At 56.8% G+C, this 19419-nt stretch carries 20 protein-coding genes; 9 read left to right on the forward strand and 11 right to left on the reverse strand.

All coding sequences use genetic code 11. The features are described 5' to 3' along the window. Positions 1 to 24 precede the first annotated feature (24 nt). The 3 genes from dnaN to rpsT all read right to left on the reverse strand — a co-directional run bounded on the left by dnaN (position 25) and on the right by rpsT (position 3436). Positions 25 to 1143: a DNA polymerase III subunit beta gene (dnaN, locus tag QQL78_RS16060; RefSeq protein WP_284374822.1), complete on the reverse strand. Its 1119-nt coding sequence runs from the start codon at positions 1141 to 1143 to the stop codon at positions 25 to 27. Between the two features lie 140 nt (positions 1144 to 1283). Beyond that, positions 1284 to 2654, reverse strand: coding sequence for a chromosomal replication initiator protein DnaA (gene dnaA / locus QQL78_RS16065; protein ID WP_284375621.1), 1371 nt, complete (start codon positions 2652 to 2654; stop codon positions 1284 to 1286). A 518-nt stretch (positions 2655 to 3172) separates the two neighbouring features. After that, positions 3173 to 3436, reverse strand: a complete 264-nt coding sequence (rpsT, locus tag QQL78_RS16070; RefSeq protein WP_284374823.1) for a 30S ribosomal protein S20 — start codon at positions 3434 to 3436, stop codon at positions 3173 to 3175. A 301-nt stretch (positions 3437 to 3737) separates the two neighbouring features. Here rpsT and QQL78_RS16075 point away from each other — a divergent pair, with 301 nt between their 5' ends. Then, positions 3738 to 4115, forward strand: a complete 378-nt coding sequence (locus tag QQL78_RS16075; protein ID WP_284374824.1) for a VOC family protein — start codon at positions 3738 to 3740, stop codon at positions 4113 to 4115. 38 nt (positions 4116 to 4153) lie between these two features. Here QQL78_RS16075 and QQL78_RS16080 read toward each other — a convergent pair whose 3' ends face one another. Together QQL78_RS16080 and mutM are read right to left on the reverse strand one after the other, a co-directional pair. Continuing rightward, positions 4154 to 4930 (reverse strand): enoyl-CoA hydratase, encoded by a 777-nt coding sequence (locus tag QQL78_RS16080; RefSeq protein ID WP_284374825.1) that lies wholly within the window; start codon positions 4928 to 4930, stop codon positions 4154 to 4156. Between the two features lie 65 nt (positions 4931 to 4995). Beyond that, positions 4996 to 5847: a bifunctional DNA-formamidopyrimidine glycosylase/DNA-(apurinic or apyrimidinic site) lyase gene (gene mutM / locus QQL78_RS16085; protein WP_284374826.1), complete on the reverse strand. Its 852-nt coding sequence runs from the start codon at positions 5845 to 5847 to the stop codon at positions 4996 to 4998. Positions 5848 to 5940: 93 nt separating this feature from the next. Here mutM and ubiE point away from each other — a divergent pair, with 93 nt between their 5' ends. Further along, a complete protein-coding gene (gene ubiE, locus QQL78_RS16090; RefSeq protein WP_284374827.1) occupies positions 5941 to 6684 on the forward strand; it encodes a bifunctional demethylmenaquinone methyltransferase/2-methoxy-6-polyprenyl-1,4-benzoquinol methylase UbiE in 744 nt (247 codons plus the stop codon). After that, the gene (ubiB, locus tag QQL78_RS16095) at positions 6681 to 8213 is read left to right on the forward strand and encodes a 2-polyprenylphenol 6-hydroxylase (protein WP_284375623.1); all 1533 of its coding nucleotides are present in this window, start codon (positions 6681 to 6683) and stop codon (positions 8211 to 8213) included. The genes ubiE and ubiB overlap by 4 nt, the downstream gene beginning before the upstream one ends. A gap of 9 nt (positions 8214 to 8222) precedes the next feature. Here ubiB and QQL78_RS16100 read toward each other — a convergent pair whose 3' ends face one another. From QQL78_RS16100 to QQL78_RS16115, 4 genes are all read right to left on the reverse strand, one after another. After that, on the reverse strand, positions 8223 to 9401 hold the full coding sequence (locus QQL78_RS16100) for an acetyl-CoA C-acyltransferase family protein (protein WP_284374828.1): 1179 nt from the start codon (positions 9399 to 9401) through the stop codon (positions 8223 to 8225). 65 nt (positions 9402 to 9466) lie between these two features. Further along, positions 9467 to 10204 carry a metallophosphoesterase family protein gene (locus tag QQL78_RS16105; protein ID WP_284374829.1) on the reverse strand — a complete coding sequence of 246 codons (738 nt, stop codon included), beginning with the start codon at positions 10202 to 10204 and terminating at the stop codon, positions 9467 to 9469. Between the two features lie 70 nt (positions 10205 to 10274). Beyond that, complete coding sequence (gene serA, locus QQL78_RS16110; RefSeq protein ID WP_284374831.1) at positions 10275 to 11870, reverse strand: phosphoglycerate dehydrogenase; 1596 nt, start codon at positions 11868 to 11870, stop codon at positions 10275 to 10277. Between the two features lie 92 nt (positions 11871 to 11962). Further along, the gene (locus QQL78_RS16115) at positions 11963 to 13102 is read right to left on the reverse strand and encodes a phosphoserine transaminase (RefSeq protein WP_284374832.1); all 1140 of its coding nucleotides are present in this window, start codon (positions 13100 to 13102) and stop codon (positions 11963 to 11965) included. 157 nt (positions 13103 to 13259) lie between these two features. Between QQL78_RS16115 and serB the strand changes: the two genes are divergently transcribed. Then, positions 13260 to 14135: a phosphoserine phosphatase SerB gene (gene serB, locus QQL78_RS16120; protein WP_284374834.1), complete on the forward strand. Its 876-nt coding sequence runs from the start codon at positions 13260 to 13262 to the stop codon at positions 14133 to 14135. Positions 14136 to 14160: 25 nt separating this feature from the next. Beyond that, a complete protein-coding gene (locus tag QQL78_RS16125) occupies positions 14161 to 14472 on the forward strand; it encodes a YciI family protein (protein ID WP_284374835.1) in 312 nt (103 codons plus the stop codon). 14 nt (positions 14473 to 14486) lie between these two features. Here QQL78_RS16125 and QQL78_RS16130 read toward each other — a convergent pair whose 3' ends face one another. Further along, the gene (locus QQL78_RS16130) at positions 14487 to 15467 is read right to left on the reverse strand and encodes an asparaginase (protein ID WP_284374836.1); all 981 of its coding nucleotides are present in this window, start codon (positions 15465 to 15467) and stop codon (positions 14487 to 14489) included. A 186-nt stretch (positions 15468 to 15653) separates the two neighbouring features. Here QQL78_RS16130 and QQL78_RS16135 point away from each other — a divergent pair, with 186 nt between their 5' ends. From QQL78_RS16135 to QQL78_RS16150, 4 genes are all read left to right on the forward strand, one after another. Continuing rightward, entirely contained in the window at positions 15654 to 16175 is a 522-nt protein-coding gene (locus tag QQL78_RS16135) for an invasion associated locus B family protein (protein WP_284375625.1), read from the forward strand. Between the two features lie 190 nt (positions 16176 to 16365). Further along, a complete protein-coding gene (gene rlmN / locus QQL78_RS16140; RefSeq protein ID WP_284374837.1) occupies positions 16366 to 17544 on the forward strand; it encodes a dual-specificity RNA methyltransferase RlmN in 1179 nt (392 codons plus the stop codon). Then, on the forward strand, positions 17545 to 18042 hold the full coding sequence (locus QQL78_RS16145; RefSeq protein ID WP_284374838.1) for a protein-tyrosine phosphatase family protein: 498 nt from the start codon (positions 17545 to 17547) through the stop codon (positions 18040 to 18042). It abuts the gene before it with no gap. A 148-nt stretch (positions 18043 to 18190) separates the two neighbouring features. After that, the gene (locus QQL78_RS16150; protein ID WP_284374839.1) at positions 18191 to 18403 is read left to right on the forward strand and encodes a hypothetical protein; all 213 of its coding nucleotides are present in this window, start codon (positions 18191 to 18193) and stop codon (positions 18401 to 18403) included. Between the two features lie 23 nt (positions 18404 to 18426). Here the strand turns inward: QQL78_RS16150 and QQL78_RS16155 are convergent, their stop codons facing one another. Then, positions 18427 to 19272 carry an LOG family protein gene (locus QQL78_RS16155; RefSeq protein WP_284374840.1) on the reverse strand — a complete coding sequence of 282 codons (846 nt, stop codon included), beginning with the start codon at positions 19270 to 19272 and terminating at the stop codon, positions 18427 to 18429. Positions 19273 to 19419: the final 147 nt, after the last annotated feature.

The raw sequence follows: 19419 nt of genomic DNA on the forward strand, positions 1-19419 counted from the left end.
AAACTTTGAAAGTTTCCGCGCCCCTCACACACGCATCGGCATGACGACATAAACGGCCGACATGTCATTGCCTTCGCGCATCAAGGTTGGATCGCCAGATGAGTTGAACAGGAACACGGCGTTCTCGCGGTCCACCTGGCTGGCAATCTCCAGCAGATATTTTGCGTTAAATCCGATCTCAAGCCGCTCGTCACCATAGGCCACAACCAGTTCTTCCTCGGCGGCACCGCTATCGGGCGCATTGACTGACAGGACCAGCCGGTCCTCATCCAATTGCAGCTTTACCGCCCGCGAACGTTCGGAGCTGACAGTTGCCACACGGTCCACCGCCTTGGCAAAATCAGAGGCATCGACTTCCATCTTCCGCGTGTTTCCCTGCGGGATAACGCGGGTATAGTCGGGGAAGGTACCGTCAATAACCTTGGACGTCAGGGTAATTTCGGGCGTGGCAAAACGCACCTTGGTTTCGGAAACGGAGACTGCGATCTTCATGTCGTCATCTTCCAGCAGCTTGCGCAGCTCGCCCACGGTTTTGCGCGGCACGATCACGCCAGGCATGTCAGACGCGCCCTCTGGCAGATCCGCATCAATCCGTGCCAGACGGTGACCATCCGTTGCCACACAGCGCAGCACCTTGCCGCCATCCGCATCAGAGATATGCATGTAAACGCCGTTTAGGTAATACCGTGTTTCCTCGGTAGAGATGGCGAATTTGGACTTGTCGAACAGGCGGCGCAGCACGGGGGCCGCCACGCTGAAGTTTGAGGCATATTCAGAAGTCGCCATCACCGGAAAATCCTCGCGCGGCAAGGTGGCGAGCGAGAAGTTAGACCGACCTGCCTCAACCGTCATCCGGCCGGCGGCACTATCCGCAGTCAGGTTGATCAAGGCACCATCGGGCAGTTTGCGCACGATCTCATGCAGCAAGGTGGCAGAAACGGTGGTGGCCCCGGCGCGTTCAACCTGTGCGCCCACTTTGTCGACCACTTCAATATCCAGATCGGTGGCGCGGAATGATACATCGCTGCCTTCCGCCTCGATCAGAACGTTGGCGAGGATCGGAATGGTATTGCGCCGCTCCACAACAGACTGGGCCTGACTGACGGCCTTAAGCAATGCCGCGCGTTCGATGCTGAATTTCATGTGCCGTCTCCCAATGACTGCCGGGAAAGGCAGACTACCCGGTTCCCCGTCTTTCGCAAGACTTTTGGGCTTTTGTGAATGCAAATGCAAGAGGGGGCAAAGAGCCCCCCGTTAAAACAGATAAGTCGTTGCAGACCTGTCTATGATTTCAGGGCGCGGCCCAGCAATTCAAGGTCTTCTGCAATCTGGCTGTCGGACTGCTTCAGCTCTTCGATCCGGCGCACACCATGCATCACCGTTGTATGGTCCCGCCCGCCAAAACGCCGCCCGATTTCAGGCAAGGACCGGCTGGTCAGTTGTTTGGACAGATACATTGCCACCTGACGGGGGCGCGCATAGCTGCGCAGACGTTTCGGTCCGATCATATCGCTGAGGCGAATATTGTAATGCTCGGATACCTTGCGCTGGATTTCCTCTACCGTGATCTTGCGTTCGCTGGAACGCAGCACATCAGCCAGACAATCCTGGGTCAGCTCCATATTGATCTCGCGGCCGACCAACGACCCAAAGGCAAACAGCCGCGTCAGTGCCCCTTCCAGGACACGCACGTTTGACGTGATCCGGTGAGCCAGAAACTCGAGCACCCCGTTTTCAACATCCAGACCGGGATAGGTTTTCTGCTGCACTTCCAGCTTGCTTTGCAAAATCCCAAGGCGCAATTCGTAGTCTGTTGGGTGCAAATCAACCACCAACCCGCATTGCAGGCGCGATTGCACACGTTCTTCAAGGTCCTTGATGTCTGTCGGGGCGCGGTCCGCGGAAATGATGATCTGCTTGTTCTGATCCACCAGCGCGTTGAAAGTGTGAAAGAACTCTTCCTGTGTGCTGTCCTTGCCGGCGATGAACTGTACATCATCCACCATCAGCACGTCGACAGAACGGAACAGCTCTTTGAAATCCATCATCTTGCGATCGCGCAGCGCCTGCACGAAACGGTACATGAATTGTTCCGCTGACAGATACAGTACAGACATCTCTGGCTGGCGCTGCTGCAATTCGCGGGCAATCGCATGCATCAGGTGGGTTTTGCCAAGGCCAACACCACCATAAAGGAACAGCGGGTTAAATGTGACAGGTCCGCCTTCGGCAACACGGCGCGCGGCGGCATGGGCCAGTTCGTTTGGCTTACCAACAACAAAGTTGTCAAAGCTGAAACGTGGATCAAGCGGGGCGGTGGTGGTGACGCTTTCGGGCGTGGCCACTGCGGGCTTTGTTGCCGCAGTGGTGTGTTTGGCCTGTGCCGGGGTGGTTTCGACAGCGGCGGCAGGCTTCGCGGAAATCGCAAAATTCAGCCGCGATACATCAATGCCCTCTGCGTTGATCTCGTGCAGAATCAGGTCTGAAAAATTCTGGCTGACGTAATTGCCAAAGAAGTTGGTCGGCACATTCAAAGTGATGATGCCGTCCTTAATATCGCCCGGAACCATGGGCGCGATCCATGTGGTAAAGCTGTTTTGTCCGACGGTCTTCAACAGGCGCTGCCTGATATTGCTCCATTGGTCCTGCGTCATCTTGTACATTCTGTCCCTGTATCCCAACACCGGAAAGTTCCGGCACCTACCAACTCATCTTCGACCGGCACGCATCAACCGGTTCGGCTACAACCAAGTAACCGACTTGCGTCCGATAGACACATTGCAGGATGACCCGCCGACATAATGACACCCATTCGGATGACATCCGTCAGACGAGATCCCCGCCTATTTATTATGTGACAGGTCAGATACGCATAACCGCATCTGCATTTCGGCTACCTAGACCCAGTGGCCTGTATCGTCCTTTGGGCTTTTAAGATGCGCGGCAACTTGCACCTTTTTCCAAAGCCTGTCCCCCTGCGATGTGAATCGCCTTATTGTGGTAGCAATTGTTCAGGGGGCGCTTCAACACATCTTCAAACTTGACTCGTGAATTGCCGAAAAGAATCTCTCGGCATTTTTCGAGACCATTTTTTCAAAGAAAAAGGCGCCGGATGCCGACGCCTTTTTTATCAGTATATTAGCTAATCCTCACAGTGTGAGAATCATGATTCTTATGCGATCGCTTTAACGCGTGCCGCCAAACGGGACATTTTCCGCGAAGCGGTGTTCTTATGATACACCCCTTTTGTCACGCCGCGCATCAGCTCTGGCTGGGCCGCCTTAAGTGCGGCAACTGCGTCTTCTTTCACGCCAGATTCGATAGCTTCTTCAACCTTGCGCAGATACGTGCGGATGCGCGAGCGGCGTGCTTTGTTGATCTGGAAGCGCTTTTCGTTCTGACGGGCGCGTTTTTTGGCTTGTGGTGTATTGGCCATGCGGATCTACCTTTGGGTCATATTCAAAATTTCGACGCGTGACGCCAAACCCTGACCGTTTGAAACGGTTCCCCATCGGGGAAGGTGATTCTAGCCTGAGCGGGCTGCACGCGCATGTATCGGGCGGCTATAGCGGGGTTGGGGGGAGGTTGTAAAGGTGTGCTGCGCAGTTGGCCGCCTTGCGTCTGCAGAGAAACACCAAATCACCAAAAATTCTGCTTGAGCTAAACCATGCTTCAGCTTGTAGCGTCAGCAACGGAGCGCGTGATGTTCGCTTGCTCACGACAGGGAAGGATGGAAAATGCGATACACAATGGCCGGAATTATTCTTTTCACACAGAACTATAACGACTGTGTGGCTTTTTACCGGGACGTGCTTGAACTGGATCTCTTGTACAGGATCGACCGGCCAGAAGAGCGGCTGACCACTTTTAGCCTTGGGGATACCTATCTGATGGTCGAAAATGATGGTGTCGCATATGATGGTCCGAAGCCCATCGAAATGTCACCGGTCAAATTCCGCTTTAACGTTGAAGATGTTAAAGTCACCAGTGACGCGCTTCGCGCTAAGGGCGTCACTGTAAAGGTTATGGAGCATTCTTGGGGCACAACCGCGGAGTTTCACGATCCAGATGGAAACCGCTGTGCGCTCAGGTCAGATCAAGGGTTTGGCTTATGACCGCGTTCTGCTTTGCAGTGCGGCCATCCGCTCCTTGATCACTTATCCCGGAACTGCGCCTCGCGCTTTTCGATAAACGCGCTCATGCCTTCCTTCTGGTCTTCGGTTGCAAACAGCGAATGGAACATCCGGCGTTCAAACAGCAGGCCTTCGCGCAATGGCACCTCATAGGCGCGGTTCACCGCTTCTTTGACAACCATCACCGACATCATGGATTTTTCGGCGATTTTGCCCGCAGCGCCCAGCGCCTCTTCCATCAGTTTTTTCACGGGTACCACGCGCGAGACAAGGCCGGAACGCTCTGCCTCGGCGGCATCCATAAAGCGGCCGGTCAGGTTCATGTCCATCGCTTTGGACTTGCCCACCAGACGGGTCAGACGCTGAGTGCCACCGATACCGGCCACAACGCCAAGGTTGATCTCTGGCTGGCCGAATTTCGCGGTTTCGGAGCAGATGATAAAGTCACACATCATCGCCAGTTCGCAGCCACCGCCCAGCGCATAACCGGACACGGCAGCAATGATCGGTTTACGCACGCGCATGATCTGGTCTGTCTCCGGTGTGAACAGATCGCCGGCAAAGACCTCTACAAAAGACTTGTCCTTCATCATCGCAATATCGGCACCGGCAGCAAAGGCCTTTTCCGACCCGGTGATCACGATGCAACGGACTTTCTCGTTTTCCTGGCAGCCTTTCAAGGCATCAGCCAGTTCGCCCATCAACACATCATTCAGCGCATTTAGCGCGTCAGGACGGTTCAGCGTGACAAGGGCCACATGATTGTCGACATCTAACGTGATCGTTTCATAAGCCATCAAGAATGCTCTTTTATTGTTACGCACTGGCGTTCGTGCATACCACGGGTTCGCATCGTTTCAAGCTATCTTTGGCATTGACTACAGTAGAAAGATGAACGTCCCGATTGAACGATCCGTTTGATCACCTGCGTACATTCCGGGGTCCGGCAAGGGTCCCCCTCGCGCCCATAAACGTCAAAACTGTGCTGGAAATAGCCCAGTTCCCCATCCGCCTGACGAAAGTCCTTAAGCGATGATCCCCCTGCCTCAATCGCCTGCCCCAGAACCTCGCGGATGATTGGCACAAGTGCCGCCACGCGGGGGCGGGACAACTTGCCGGCCTTGCGTGCGGGATGAATGCCGGCGCGGTAAAGTGCTTCACAGACATAGATATTTCCCAGACCCGCGATGATCCGCTGATCCAGCAGCGCGGATTTCACCGGTGTGTTGCGCCCCTTGAACGCGGCAATCAAATGCGCCTCGTGAAAGTCATTGCCCAATGGCTCCGGCCCCAGCACTGCCAGTAATTTGTGCTGCGCCGCTGTTGCGGTATCCAGCAAATCCATCGCCCCGAAACGGCGCGGATCGTTGAAGGTAATCCGCGCACCATTGGCCATATGAAATACCACGTGATCGTGTTTTTCCGCTATCGGATGTTCCTGCACAAATTGTCCCAGAGGATCACCTGACACCAGCATCCGCCCTGACATACCCAGGTGGATCAGTAGTGATTCCCCCGAACTGAGGTCCGCCAGAATATACTTGGACCGGCGGCGCAGTTGCAGAACGGTCTGACCCGTCAGGCGCTCTGCCATATCCACGGGAAAGGGCCAGCGTAGGTTGGGCCGGTTCACATCTGCCTGTGCAATCACCGCACCCTGCATCGCAGGGGCCAGTCCGCGCATCACGGTCTCTACTTCGGGTAACTCTGGCATTGGCTTTCCTTCCGGTGGACCTGCGGCAATTGGCTGTTTGTATCTATGGCTTTGGCGCTATATCTCGTCTTTGACAATATCGGGACAACAGCCATGAACGACAAGACGACCCATTTCGGTTCCCAAACCGTACCCGAGGACGACAAGGCGGGCATGGTCCGCAGTCTGTTTTCAGACGTGGCCAATAAATACGACATCATGAACGATGTGATGAGTGTTGGCATTCACCGCATCTGGAAAGAGGCGATGATGGATTGGCTGGCACCACGTGCCGGTCAAAAGCTGTTGGATGTGGCTGGTGGTACGGGGGATGTATCGTTCAAATTCCTGAAACGTGCGGGTGCGGGTCATGCAACGGTTTGTGACCTGACCGAAGGGATGCTGGTTGAAGGGCGCAAACGCGCCGAAGCGGCTGCAATGGCCGACAGTCTTGACTGGGTCGTCGGTGACGCCATGGCGCTGCCGTTCGAGGACAACACGTTTGATGTTTACACCATCAGCTTTGGAATCAGGAACGTTACCCGCCCGCAAGAGGCTTTGAACGAAGCCTATCGTGTATTGCGCCCCGGTGGTCGTCTGATGGTGCTGGAGTTCAGTCAGCTGCCCAATCCGATGATGCAAAAGGCCTATGACCTTTATAGTTTCAACGTGATCCCGCGCATGGGACAGGTGATCGCGAATGATCGTGACAGTTATCAATATCTTGTTGAATCGATTCGCAATTTTCCTGACCAAGAGACCTTTCTTGGCATGGTGCGCGCCGCCGGTTTTGAACAGGCGAAATATCGCAACCTCACCATGGGCATCGCCGCCCTGCATTCCGGTTGGAAGCTTTGAGAGGTCCGCATAACATCTGGCGGCTGATCCGTACCGGCGCGACATTGGAACGCGCTGGCGCGATGAACGTCGTGCTGGATGCCTTCGAGGCCACACCAACACTGCGCTTTGTTGCGCGGGCGCTGGGCCTGCCGTTCAAGTTTCTGGGCTATCGCGGTGATCCGACCATGCCGCCTGCCACCCGTGCGCTGACTGCACTTGGCCCGGCTTACATCAAATTCGGGCAGGTTTTGTCGACCCGTCCTGATGTGGTCGGGGATGAACTGGCCGTGCAGTTGCGCGTGTTGCAAGACAAGCTGCCGCCGTTTTCCACAGAACAGGCCAAGGCCGCAGTTGAACACGAGCTGGGCTTGCCACTGGAACAGATTTTTTCCGAATTCAGTCCGTCTGTCGCTGCCGCTTCCATTGCACAGGTCCACCGCGCCACTTTGGTGGACACAGGCGAGGACGTCGCGGTCAAAGTGCTGCGCCCAGGTATCGAAAAGGCATTTCGCAAGGACATCGACGCCTTTTATCTGGCCGCCCGTCTGGTTGAATTGTTTTCCCCCGGCTCGCGCCGCTTGCGCCCGATGGATGTGATCGAACATTTCGATGGTGTGGTGCGCGGTGAGCTGGACCTGCGGCTGGAAAGTGCTGCGGCCTCTGAATTTGCTGCCAACACAGATAAGGACGAGGGTTTCCAACTGCCCGCGATCAAGTGGAATCACTCCTCGCGCCGGGTGATGACGCTGGAATGGGCGGATGGTGTGTCGATGGGGGACAATGCCGCGATTGATGCGGCCGGTCATGACCGGGTCGCACTTAGCAATCGGGTGCTGCAACTGTTCCTCAGCCATGCGCTGCGCGACGGGTATTTTCATGCGGATATGCATCAGGGGAACCTGAAAGTCGCACCCAACGGCAATATCATTGCCTATGATTTCGGTATCATGGGGCACATTGATGAATACACCCGCCGGGTTTACGCCGAGATTCTGTTTGGCTTTATCCGGCGGGACTACAAACGTGTCGCGCGGGTACACTTTGAGGCCGGGTATGTGCCCGCAGACAAAGATGTGGATGAATTTGCCCGTGCCTTGCGGGCAGTGGGCGAGCCGATTTTCGGGATGGACGCCACCCATATCTCAATGGCGCGGCTGCTGGCCTATCTGTTTGAAGTGACAGAACGTTTCGGGATGGAAACCCGCACCGAGCTGATCCTGTTGCAACGCACCATGGTGGTTGTTGAAGGGGTTGCGCGGTCCTTGAACCCGAATATGAACATTTGGGAAGTGGCCAGCCCGATTGTCACCGACTACATCAGCAAATCCATCGGTCCGCGTGCTGTCGTCACTGATCTGGCGAATACAGCCATGGTGCTGGCTCGCTTTGGTCCGCGCCTGCCCGGGCTGGTCGAGGATGCCTTGATGCGCCAGACCAACCCACCGCAAGTGGACCGCCGCCCGCGCAAACGCTGGTTTGTTCTTGCGGGTTTTGTCGGGGCCATGACGGGCATCGGTGCGCTGCTGTTGATCGACGCACTGTTTTAGCGCCGGGCGTTAGATCCGTTCGATGGCAAGGGCGATGCCCTGACCGCCACCAATGCACATGGTGATCAGGGCGCGTTTGCCGCCCGTTCGTTCCAACTCATACAGGGCTTTGACGGTGATGATTGCACCGGTTGCGCCCACCGGATGACCCAACGCGATTGCGCCGCCATTGGGGTTCACTTTGGCTGGATCAAACCCAAGGTTTTTGGTGACAGCCAGCGCTTGCGAGGCAAAGGCCTCGTTGCTTTCGATCACATCGAAATCAGTTGCTTTCAACCCGGTTTTCTCCAGCAAGTTCTGCACTGCCGGAACCGGACCAATGCCCATTACTTCAGGCCGAACACCTGCGTGGGCATAGCCGATGACCCGCGCCCGGGGCGTCAGACCGGCGCGTGCTGCGGCATCTGCCGTGGCCAGCACAACCGCCGCTGCCCCGTCGTTAATGCCGCTGGCATTGCCCGCCGTGACGGTACCGTCTTTTTGAAACACGGTCCGCAAACCTGTCAGCGCGTCGAGTGTCGTGGCCTTGGGGTGTTCGTCGACTTCAAAGGGCACCATGTCCCGTTTCACCCGCACCTCAACCGGCGCGATCTGGTCTGTGAAGTAACCCGCTTCGATCGCCGCGGCGGCACGACGCTGGCTTTCCAGCGCAAAGGCATCCTGATCCGCGCGGCTGATGTCATGCTCTGCCGCGACATTTTCCGCTGTGACACCCATATGCCCCGTCCCAAATGGGCAGTTCAGCGTGCCCAACATCATGTCGATGGTTGCCACATCGCCCATTTTCTGGCCCCAACGCGCGCCGGACAGGATATAGGGGGAGCGGGACATATTCTCGGCACCGCCTGCCAGTGCAAATTCGGCATCGCCCAGCATCAAGGACTGCGTGGCCGAGACAATCGCCTGCACACCAGAACCGCAGAGCCGGTTCACATTCATTGCGGGAACGCTGTCGGGAATATCCGCCTGCATCGCCGCAACCCGTGACAGATACATATCGCGCGGCTCGGTGTTGATGACATTGCCATAAGCCACATGCCCGATTTGTGCGGGTTCAACCCCGCTGCGTTCCAGCGCCGCTTTGGCCACGACCGTGCCCAGATCGACCGGCGCGGTTCCGGCCAAGGCACCGCCAAAGGTGCCGATTGCGGTACGCGCGCCGCCCAGAATAACGATTTCGGTGCTCATGATAGGTCCCCCTCATTTGTTGGCTTAATGAATAAGGGCAAAGGGGGATTTTTGACAGGTAAACCCTACGTCGGATCGGGCACCAGCTTTGTACGTCCATTTCGATCCAGCGCCCAGCAGTCGGTTCCTTCAAACACGGCTGCCGTTAATGGTTTGCCGTATCCGGCCCCGCTATCAAGGTTGACGCGGTTGCCATAATGCTGCGCCTGTTCAACCGGCGTATGCCCATGCACAACCAGTTTCGGGTGCATGCGTGGGTCAACGTGAAACTCTTTGCGAATCCACAGCAGATCTTCTTCATCCTGATCACGCAGGGCAACACCGGGGCGGATGCCAGCGTGGGCGAAGAACAGGCTTTCGGTTTCATGGGACAAAACTGCATCTTGCAGGAACGTCACATGGGCCTGAGGCACAGTGTTACGCGCCATCCGATGCACTTCCAACATGCGGGATCTTGCCGTGAACTCAACGCCGTAAGAGGCCAGCGTCGTATCGCCCCCCAGACGCGGATGCAGCCAGTAAAGTTCAACCGGCAGATAGGCCTCGTGTTGGGGATAATCGCGCATGAACCAGTGAAACATGCGGTCATGATTGCCCTGCAGGAAGGTCCAGTTGCGCCCCTCTGCCTGTCCTTCGACAAGCAGATCCAACACCCCTTTGCTGTCAGGGCCACGGTCGGTGTAATCGCCCAGAAAGACGATTTCGGCATCCGGTCCGCCATCCGCTTCGATCAACCCAAGCACGCGGTGCAATTCGGCCAGCTGCCCGTGAATATCACCTATGGCATAAATTGGTTTGGTCATCGGGAGGCTCCATCAAAAACGCCCACCCCAAATCGGGGCGGGCGCTGAGTGTCTAGCATTGCGAGTGGTTTCAGGCCACGTCGAATTGCAGCGGTTTGATTTGTCTGAACATGCCTGTTGCAGCCAGTTTGTCGATGACCGTTGCAGGCACCTGTTCATCCACATAAAGCAGCGCAATGGCCTCGCCCTTCGCCTCGGAACGGCCAAGGGTAAAGTTTGCGATGTTCACGCCGTTTTCGCCCATGGTCTGACCCAGCGTACCGATGATGCCCGGCACGTCCTCGTTTGTCGTATAAAGCATATGCGCGCCGATTTCGGCGTCGACCTGAATGCCTTTGATCTGGATAAACCGTGGCTTGCCGTCAGAGAACACAGTCCCTGCAACCGAACGTTCGCGTTTTTCCGTCACCACAGTGACTTTGACATAGCCGTCGAACACGCCTGATTTGTCCTGATTGGTCGTGCTGATCTGGATGCCTTTTTCACGGGCAACCACAGGGGCGCTGACCATATTCACGTCAGGGTTGGCGCGTTTCATGATGCCCGCGACAACGCCACAGTTCAGCGCCTCAAGGTTCATTTCAGACACGGTGCCATCATACAGGATGTTGATCGCCTTGATCGGTTCATCTGTCATCTGACCGATGAAGGCCCCAAGGTGTCCCGCAAGGTTGATCCACGGGGTCATCACCTTGGCCTCTTCGGCGGTGACGGAGGGCATGTTCAATGCGTTGCTGACCGCGCCGGTCAGCAGGTAATCTGCCATTTGTTCGGCAACCTGCAGGGCCACGTTTTCCTGCGCCTCGGTTGTTGCCGCGCCAAGATGCGGGGTGCAAACCACGTTGGGCAGGTTGAACAGCGGGTTTTCCGTGGCCGGCTCTTCCTTGAACACGTCAAAGGCGGCACCGGCGACATGGCCAGACTTCAGCAGATCGGCCAGCGCCTCTTCGTCAACCAGACCACCGCGGGCACAGTTGACAATGCGCACGCCTTTCTTGGTTTTCTCAAGGTTTTCACGGCTGAGGATATTCGCGGTCGCTTCGGTGAAGGGCACATGCAGGGTGATGAAATCGGCCCGCGTCAGCAGTTCGTCCAACTCGACCTTTTCAACACCGATTTTCTTGGCTTTCTCTTCACCGAGGAAGGGGTCATAGGCGACAACCTTCATCTTAAGGCCCCGTGCACGGTCACACACGATCCCACCGATGTTGCCGGCACCGATCACGCCCAATGTCTTGCCGGTCAGCTCGACACCCATGAATTTGGACTTTTCCCATTTTCCGGCATGCGTTGAGGCACTGGCTTCGGGGATTTGACGCGCGACGGCAAACATCATCGCGATGGCGTGTTCGGCGGTGGTGATCATATTGCCGAAAGGTGTGTTCATCACGATCACACCTTTTTTCGACGCGGCTTCCTTGTCGATGTTGTCGGTACCGATGCCGGCGCGGCCAATGACCTGAAGGTTGGGCGCATTGGCGAGGATTTTCTCGGTTACCTTGGTCGCAGAGCGGATCGCAAGACCGTCATAATTGCCGATAACCTCGGCCAGTTTGTCTTTGTCCTTGCCCAGATCGGGCTGGAAATCGACGTCAATGCCACGGTCGCGGAAGATTTGAACGGCGGCTTCGCTGAGCTTGTCAGAGATGAGTACTTTGGGGGCCATGGTGCTGGTCCTTTATGAAATAAGAAGGGGCAGGCGGGGTGAACCCCGCCCTACGGTATAAGTGAGGGCGGGAGGGGACCCGCCGCTGCTGTTTATGCGTTGATTTCGGTCTCGAAGGCCCAGGCAAGCCAAGGCAGCATCGCCGCGACATCCGCCGTTTCAACCGTGCCGCCGCACCAGATCCGCAGACCCGGAGGGGCGTCGCGGTAGGCACCGATATCAAGCGCCACGTTCTCATCCGCCAGCCGTTTTGCAACAGCTTTGGCAAATGCGGCACCATCGGTAATGCGTGGATCGGTGAATTTCAGGCAAACCGATGTGTTTGACCGCGTCGCCGGATCAACGGCAAGGAAATCAATCCATTCATGGGCGGCCACAAAATCCGCGACCGCCTGCGCATTGGCGTCGGCCCGTGCGATCAACCCTTGCAGGCCGCCAACGGTTTTCGCCCATTTCAGTGCGTTCAGATAGTCCTCAACACAGAGCATCGACGGGGTGTTGATGGTTTCACCCTTAAAGATGCCTTCATTGAGTTTGCCGCCTTTGGTCATGCGGAAAATCTTGGGCAGGGGCCATGCGGGGGTGTAGTTTTCCAACCGCTCAACCGCGCGGGGTGACAGGATCAGCATGCCATGTGCCGCTTCGCCGCCCAGCACTTTCTGCCAGGAGAATGTCGTGACATCCAGTTTGTCCCAAGGCAGGTCCATGGCAAATGCGGCGGATGTAGCATCACAAAGGGTCAGCCCCTTGCGGTCTGCCGGAATCGCATCGCCATTTGCCATGCGCACGCCGGAAGTTGTGCCGTTCCAGGTGAAACAGACATCATTGTTATAGTTCAGCGCGGCCATATCGACGATCTCGCCGTACTCCGCTGTATGGGTTGTCGCCTCGATCTTAAGCTGTTTGACCACATCGGTGACCCAGCCTGCGCCGAATGACTCCCATGCCACCATCTGCACAGGGCGTTCGCCCAGCATGCTCCACATGGCCATCTCAAACGCGCCGGTATCGGACGCGGGCACGATGCCGATGCGGTAATCCGCAGGCACGCCCAGAATTTCACGGGTGGTTTCGATCGCTTCCAGCAATTTGGCCTTGCCAACAGCGGCGCGGTGGCTGCGGCCCAAAGGCGCGTCAGACAAAGCGGTCAGATCAAAAACGGGGGGTTTGGCACAGGGGCCAGAAGAAAAACGCGGATTCGTCGGCCGCGTGACCGGTAGTTCAATAGCCATTGATGCTATCCTCTCAGATATGCGCCCTTCGTTGGGGAAGGGTGTCCCACCGCCGCGTTTAAGGCGCTGCGCGGGCTGGCGCAATCGCAAAAACAGAGCTAGACCGCCGCTTGATCGCTTTTTAACGACATCCCTGACGCGGATCGGAAACTTTGACATGTTTACAGTTGTTTTGCTGACCTCCCCTGAAACACCTGAGCTTGAGCCATCTTTGGTTGAAAGCCTGCGCAATGCCTGGGGCGGGGGGGATGCCATTTGGCTGGCGCCGGATGAGGCAGCGGAATTTTCGGTACCGGATATGCCTGCAAACCGTTGGGAGGTCTGGGAAAGTTGTCAGGCGATGCAGGTGGATCTGCTGGTGGTGCCAACCGCAACGCGACGTAAGAAGATGCTCCTGGCCGATATGGACAGCACGATGATCCAACAGGAATGTATCGACGAACTGGCGGATGAGGCCGGTGTCGGCGAAAGGGTCAAGGACATCACTGCCCGCGCGATGAATGGAGAGCTGGATTTTGATGGGGCGCTGCGCGAACGTGTCGGGCTGATGAAAGGGCTGGATGCATCCGTGATCGACAAGGTGTTGGCGGAACGGATCAGTATCATGCCCGGTGGCAAGGAGCTGCTGACAACCATGAAGGCAAACGGTGGTCATGCGGCACTGGTATCGGGCGGTTTTACCGCCTTTACGGCCAAGGTTGCGGCGGAACTGGGTTTTGACGAAAACCGCGCAAACACATTGTTAATCGAAAATGGTGTTTTGACGGGTGAGGTGGGCATGCCGATCCTCGGCAGGCAAGCCAAGGTGGATGCCTTGGAAGAGATCACTGCACGGCTGGGCCTAACTGACGGGGATGTCATCGCTGTTGGGGATGGCGCAAATGATCTGGGAATGTTGACACGCGCCGGGCTGGGCGTTGCGCTGCATGCCAAGCCGTCAGTTGCGGCGCAATGTGACGTGCGAGTGAACTTTGGCGACCTGACGGCGCTGCTTTATGTGCAAGGATATGCTAAGGGTGAATTCCTAGTCTAACTATTCACCAATAGGGAGCACGACAATGACCGAATATATGTTTGCATTTCATGGTGGCGGTATGCCGGAAACCCCCGAAGAAGGGGCAAAGATGATGGAAGCTTGGGGTGCCTGGATGGAAGGCCTGGGTGACAAGATGGTCAATCCCGGCAACCCCGTTGGCATGTCCAAAACGGTCAGTGCCACAGGCGTTGCCGACAATGGCGGATCGAATCCGCTGTCCGGTTACACCATCGTTAAGGCTGACAGCATTGAAGAGGCTTGCGAGATGGCTGCCGGTTGTCCGATCTGCGCCTCCGGCGGGTCAGTCGAAGTGGCACCCATCGTCGAGATGTAGCACCACAACGCCGCTCAAAGCAGACCGGCAGCCGGTTTCAGGATGCCGGTTTCGATCCCGCGCCAGTTTTTGATTGGCGCGTTCAGCCGTTTCAGTGTTGCCGGGTGATTTGCGTCAAGCACGCCAAGTTTGACCAGCAATGCGGCAATCGCACATTCCGCCGCACGGGTGGTGCCGCACGCGGCCTTAAGCGCGATGCCCAGCTTCTGCTCCGGCAGGATCGCGATGAAAAATCCTTCGGCCCCGGTTTTTAGCGCAACCTTGCCATCCATCGCCCGCATCAATTCGGTACAGGCACGGGTTTCGCCAGCAACCAATTCAGGGTGCAGGCGCATCGCCTGATGCAATCGTGCTTCGGCAGAGCCATCGGGTGCTGCCGCAAAATGGGCCATCGCGCGGGCCATGCCGTGCAGGGTGCAGGCATAGTTCGGGGCAGAACACCCGTCGATCCCGTATCCGGGAGAAGTTTCCTGTGTGACGGTTTCAAATGCTTCAAGGCAGGCACGCTGAAGGGGGTGGTCGGGTTCCACATATTCTGGGCCTGCCTTCAGATGTTGGGTCAGGGTCAGAAAGCCCGCATGTTTACCAGAACAGTTGTTGTGGATCTGGCAAGGGGTTTCATGAGCGCGGATCAGCCCCTCATGGGCGTCTTTATCCGCAGGATCCTGCGGGCCGCAGCGGAAATCATCATCGGCAAACCCAAGTGTCTCCAACCATGTCCCGACACGATCCGTGTGGATCGCAGCCCCTTGATGCGAGGCGCAAGACAGGGCCAGTTGCTCTGTTGTCAGCCGATATGCGTCAGCCGCGCCAGAGGTAAGCAGCGGCAGTGCTTGTATCATTTTGGATGAGGAACGCGGCAGGATCACTCGGGTCGGATCCCCCCAAGCCTGAACAATCTCACCACTTGCATCGCAGATCACCGCATGGCCGGAATGAACGCTTTCAAGGAAAGGTCCGCGCCAAACTTCGGTAAAGGGGGCCGCTTGGGTCATTTTTCACCTTTGGATTAAGCGAAAACCTGCCAATCAGGGTTTCGTCTGTCGCCTGTTTCGCGTTAATATGCTTTTTGACGAAAAGATAACAGGCACTTGAACAAAGAGCGATGCGCAAAGCATCGCCAACAGGGTCTGGTCGGTATTGAGGTTTAGGACAGCTTGGAGGCTGGACAAATGGGAATGATGAAGAATTTCGGGTGCGCGATCGGTTTGGCAGCATTGCTGGCACCGGCGGCGTTTGCACAGCAGCAAAGCACGAACCGTGTGGCGGCAAAGACCGACTGGAGCGTGTTTGTCGAAGACAACCCAACGGAATGCTGGGGGGTGTCGACACCCAAGGAAACCGTGAATTCGCGTGATGGGCGTGTGGTGGCGGTGAATCGCGGCCAGACCCTGTTGATGGTGTTTTACCGTCCTTCCGCGGGTGCCAAAGGACAGGTTGCCTTTACCGGCGGGTATCCTTTTGCCTCCGGGTCTACGGTGACCATGGATATTTCCGGCAATACCTTTGAACTGTTCACCGAAGGGGAGTGGGCATGGCCTGCAACCACCGATGATGATTCCAAGATCATCACATCGATGAAGCGCGGGGCCAATGCGGTGCTGTCCGGCCGCTCTGGTCGTGGCACAAACACAAAAGACACGTTTTCACTGCTGGGCTTCACAGCAGCGGTTGAAGATGCAGCGAAACGCTGCGGCGGGTGATATTGCGCAGGTGGGCCAGGTGCCCACCTTACCGGCGACTGATAACAGATGTTGTGTCTGATGCGGCTGCGGGATTGAGTTTATTGGCAAGATGAAGCCGGGGCGCGCGCACCACAGGTGGGTTGCGGGTCTTTTGCAAATGCTGCGCAGTCCTATATAGCAAGCACATCCTTATTAGATGAGTCGCCCCATGTCTGCCACAGCACCGATTACCCAAGATGTTCATACCATGCCGCGCAAACTGCCGGAAGGTCCGCAGAACCTGATTGGTTTGACCCGCGAGGCCATGCGCGATGCGTTGATCGCCCAAGGGGTGCCGGAAAAGCAGGCCAAGATGCGGGTTGGGCAGATCTGGCAGTGGATCTATGGCTGGGGTGTGCGTGATTTCGCTGAGATGACCAACCTGTCCAAAGCGTTCCGCGCCGAGCTGGCGGAGAACTTTGTCATTGAAATCCCCGAGGTTGTGACGCGGCAAGTGTCCGAGGATGGCACACGCAAATATCTGGTGCGGATTGCCGGCGGTCATGAGGTCGAGATTGTCTATATCCCCGAAGAGGGGCGTGGCACGCTCTGTGTGTCTTCGCAGGTCGGGTGCACGCTGACCTGTTCGTTCTGTCATACTGGTACGCAAAAATTGGTGCGCAATCTGACCGCCGGGGAAATCATCGGGCAGGTATTGGTTGCCCGTGATGATCTGGGCGAATGGCCGGAAATCGGCGCGAAACATGTTGAAGGGCGGCTGCTGTCCAACATCGTGCTGATGGGCATGGGCGAGCCGCTGTATAATTTCGAGAATGTGCGCGATGCGATGAAAATTGCCATGGATCCCGAAGGTATCCAGTTGTCGCGCCGTCGGATTACCCTGTCGACCTCGGGTGTGGTGCCTGAAATTGCCCGCACAGCCGAGGAAATCGGGTGCCAACTGGCGATTTCCTTTCATGCGACCACGGATGAGGTGCGCGACAAGCTGGTGCCGATCAACAAGAAATGGAACCTTGAGGTGTTGCTGGAGGCTCTGCGCGCCTATCCCAAAGTGTCCAATTCCGAGCGGATTACCTTTGAATATGTGATGTTGCACGGGGTGAATGACAGCGACGAGGATGCCCATCGTTTGGTTGAGCTGATCAAGGGCATCCCGGCCAAGATCAACCTGATCCCGTTTAACGAATGGCCCGGCGCGCCTTATAAACGCTCGTCAAACAACCGGATCCGCGCCTTTTCCGAGATCATTTATAACGCCGGATATGCCTCACCGGTGCGCAAACCGCGGGGCGAAGACATCATGGCCGCCTGTGGTCAGCTGAAATCTGCAACCGAGCGGTCCCGCAAGTCGCGCAAGCAGATCGAGGCGGAGGCAGGTCTTTCCTGAGTGTCGGATTGGTGTTTTGCACTGCCGTTTGACGGGGTCGGGTCCCTGTGGCTGACGCCCTGCCCGACAGCGGAACAATTGACAGAGCTGCGGGCACGAGGCGTTGATACCGTCCTGTCCATGTTGCCCCCCGCAGAGGCAGATGCGTTGGGGATGCGAGACGAGGCTGCGCTTTGCGCTGCGCAGGGTATCACCTATCTGTCCCATCCGATCCCGGATTTCGGCCTGCCCGAACCAGATCAGTTTAGCGCATTGATCGCAAAGCTAGGCAACCGGCTGGCGGCGGGGCAGTCTGTTGCGATCCATTGCCGGGCTGGCATCGGGCGCACCGGTATGGCGGCGGCCTGTACGCTTGTGACCATGGGTCATACTGCCGAAGAAGCGATAGCGATGGTCAGCGCCGCCAGAGGTGTTTCAATTCCCGATACAGTCGAACAAGGCGAATTTATTGCTTCTTTCGCGCAGGGGGTGAAGAAAGGCACTGACCCAAGGTATTGAAATACTTTATTTTAACTCAAATTCGACGTAGGGGAAGCCGGCGGACTGCTTCCTGAAATGACCTTTGTTCCGCCGCATTTTGGCACGACTGTTGCCTTGGTCGGCTTTCAGATTGTTTCCATTACTTCAGGCAATCAGGAATGAACCAATGTCCATTATGTACAACAAAGATCCCTTCATCACCGCACAGGTCATGGACCTTGTGCTGCGCGAGCGCGACTGCTCCCTGTCAGCACGCGAATGGAAGCACCGCCTTGCTGGCTACGGGTATGCGATCAAAGACACTGACCACGGTCAGGTTGTTGAAACGCTGCCGCATCATGTCGAAGTTGGTGTTCTACCGGCGCAAGCAAGCGCCTGAAGCTGACTTTCGTGGGGGTCAGCCTATCTGCCGGGAATACTGTCCCGCGCGGCTGTCGGCTCCCAGTTTTCGATCAGATCCATCGCTTCGCTTGCGCTGTCGACAAACCTGAAAAGGTCAAGATCCTCGGCTGAAATCGTGCCGGCGTCAGCCAGCGCATCCCAGTTGATGATTTTTTGCCAGAATTCCTTGCCAAACAGCAGGAAGGGCACCCGTTGCATCCGGCCGGTCTGGATCAGAGTCAGCGCCTCGAATAATTCGTCCATGGTGCCAAAACCACCGGGGAAGACACAGATCGCTTTCGCCCGCATCAGGAAATGCATCTTGCGGATGGCGAAGTAGTGAAAGTTGAAACACAGCTCTGGCGTGACATATTCGTTTGGTGCCTGTTCGAACGGCAGCACGATGTTCAACCCGATTGAGCGCCCGCCCGCATCAATTGCGCCGCGGTTGCCTGCCTCCATCACACCCGGTCCGCCGCCAGTGACGATGACGTCCTCGGTGCCGCCGCCCTGCATGGATTTCAGGGTCATCAGCCGCGCGAATTCGCGGGTCTCATCATAGAAACGTGACAGATCGGCCAATGTCTTGGTCCGTGCGCTGTCCTTTTTTGCGGGTTCGGGAATGCGGGCACCGCCGAAAAGCACGATGGTAGAGGTAATCCCCTCGGCATCCAGCATCAGTTCCGGTTTGAGCAACTCCAGCTGCAACCGCACCGGGCGCAATTCATCGCGGCACATGAAATCACTGTCAGTAAAGGCCAGTTGATAGGCAGGTGCGCGGGTCTGCGGTGTGCTGGGTGCGGCTTGGGCTGCGGTGCGATCCGTATGTGCATCGCGCAAGGGATGGCTGCGTTGGTCGTCTCTCATGGTGGTCTCCGAAAATGGGTCTGCATCAGGGTGGCTTGCTTGGGGCCGACTTGCAAGGCGAAGCAGCGGCGGGATCAAATCATGTTCAACGATTGCGCTACTGCATCGCTGAGGATAAAGCGGTGCAGAGTTTTTGCATCAGGAGTG

Origin of the sequence: Sulfitobacter pacificus, from assembly GCF_030159975.1 — a bacterium.
Classification (GTDB): Bacteria; Pseudomonadota; Alphaproteobacteria; order Rhodobacterales; family Rhodobacteraceae; genus Sulfitobacter; species Sulfitobacter pacificus.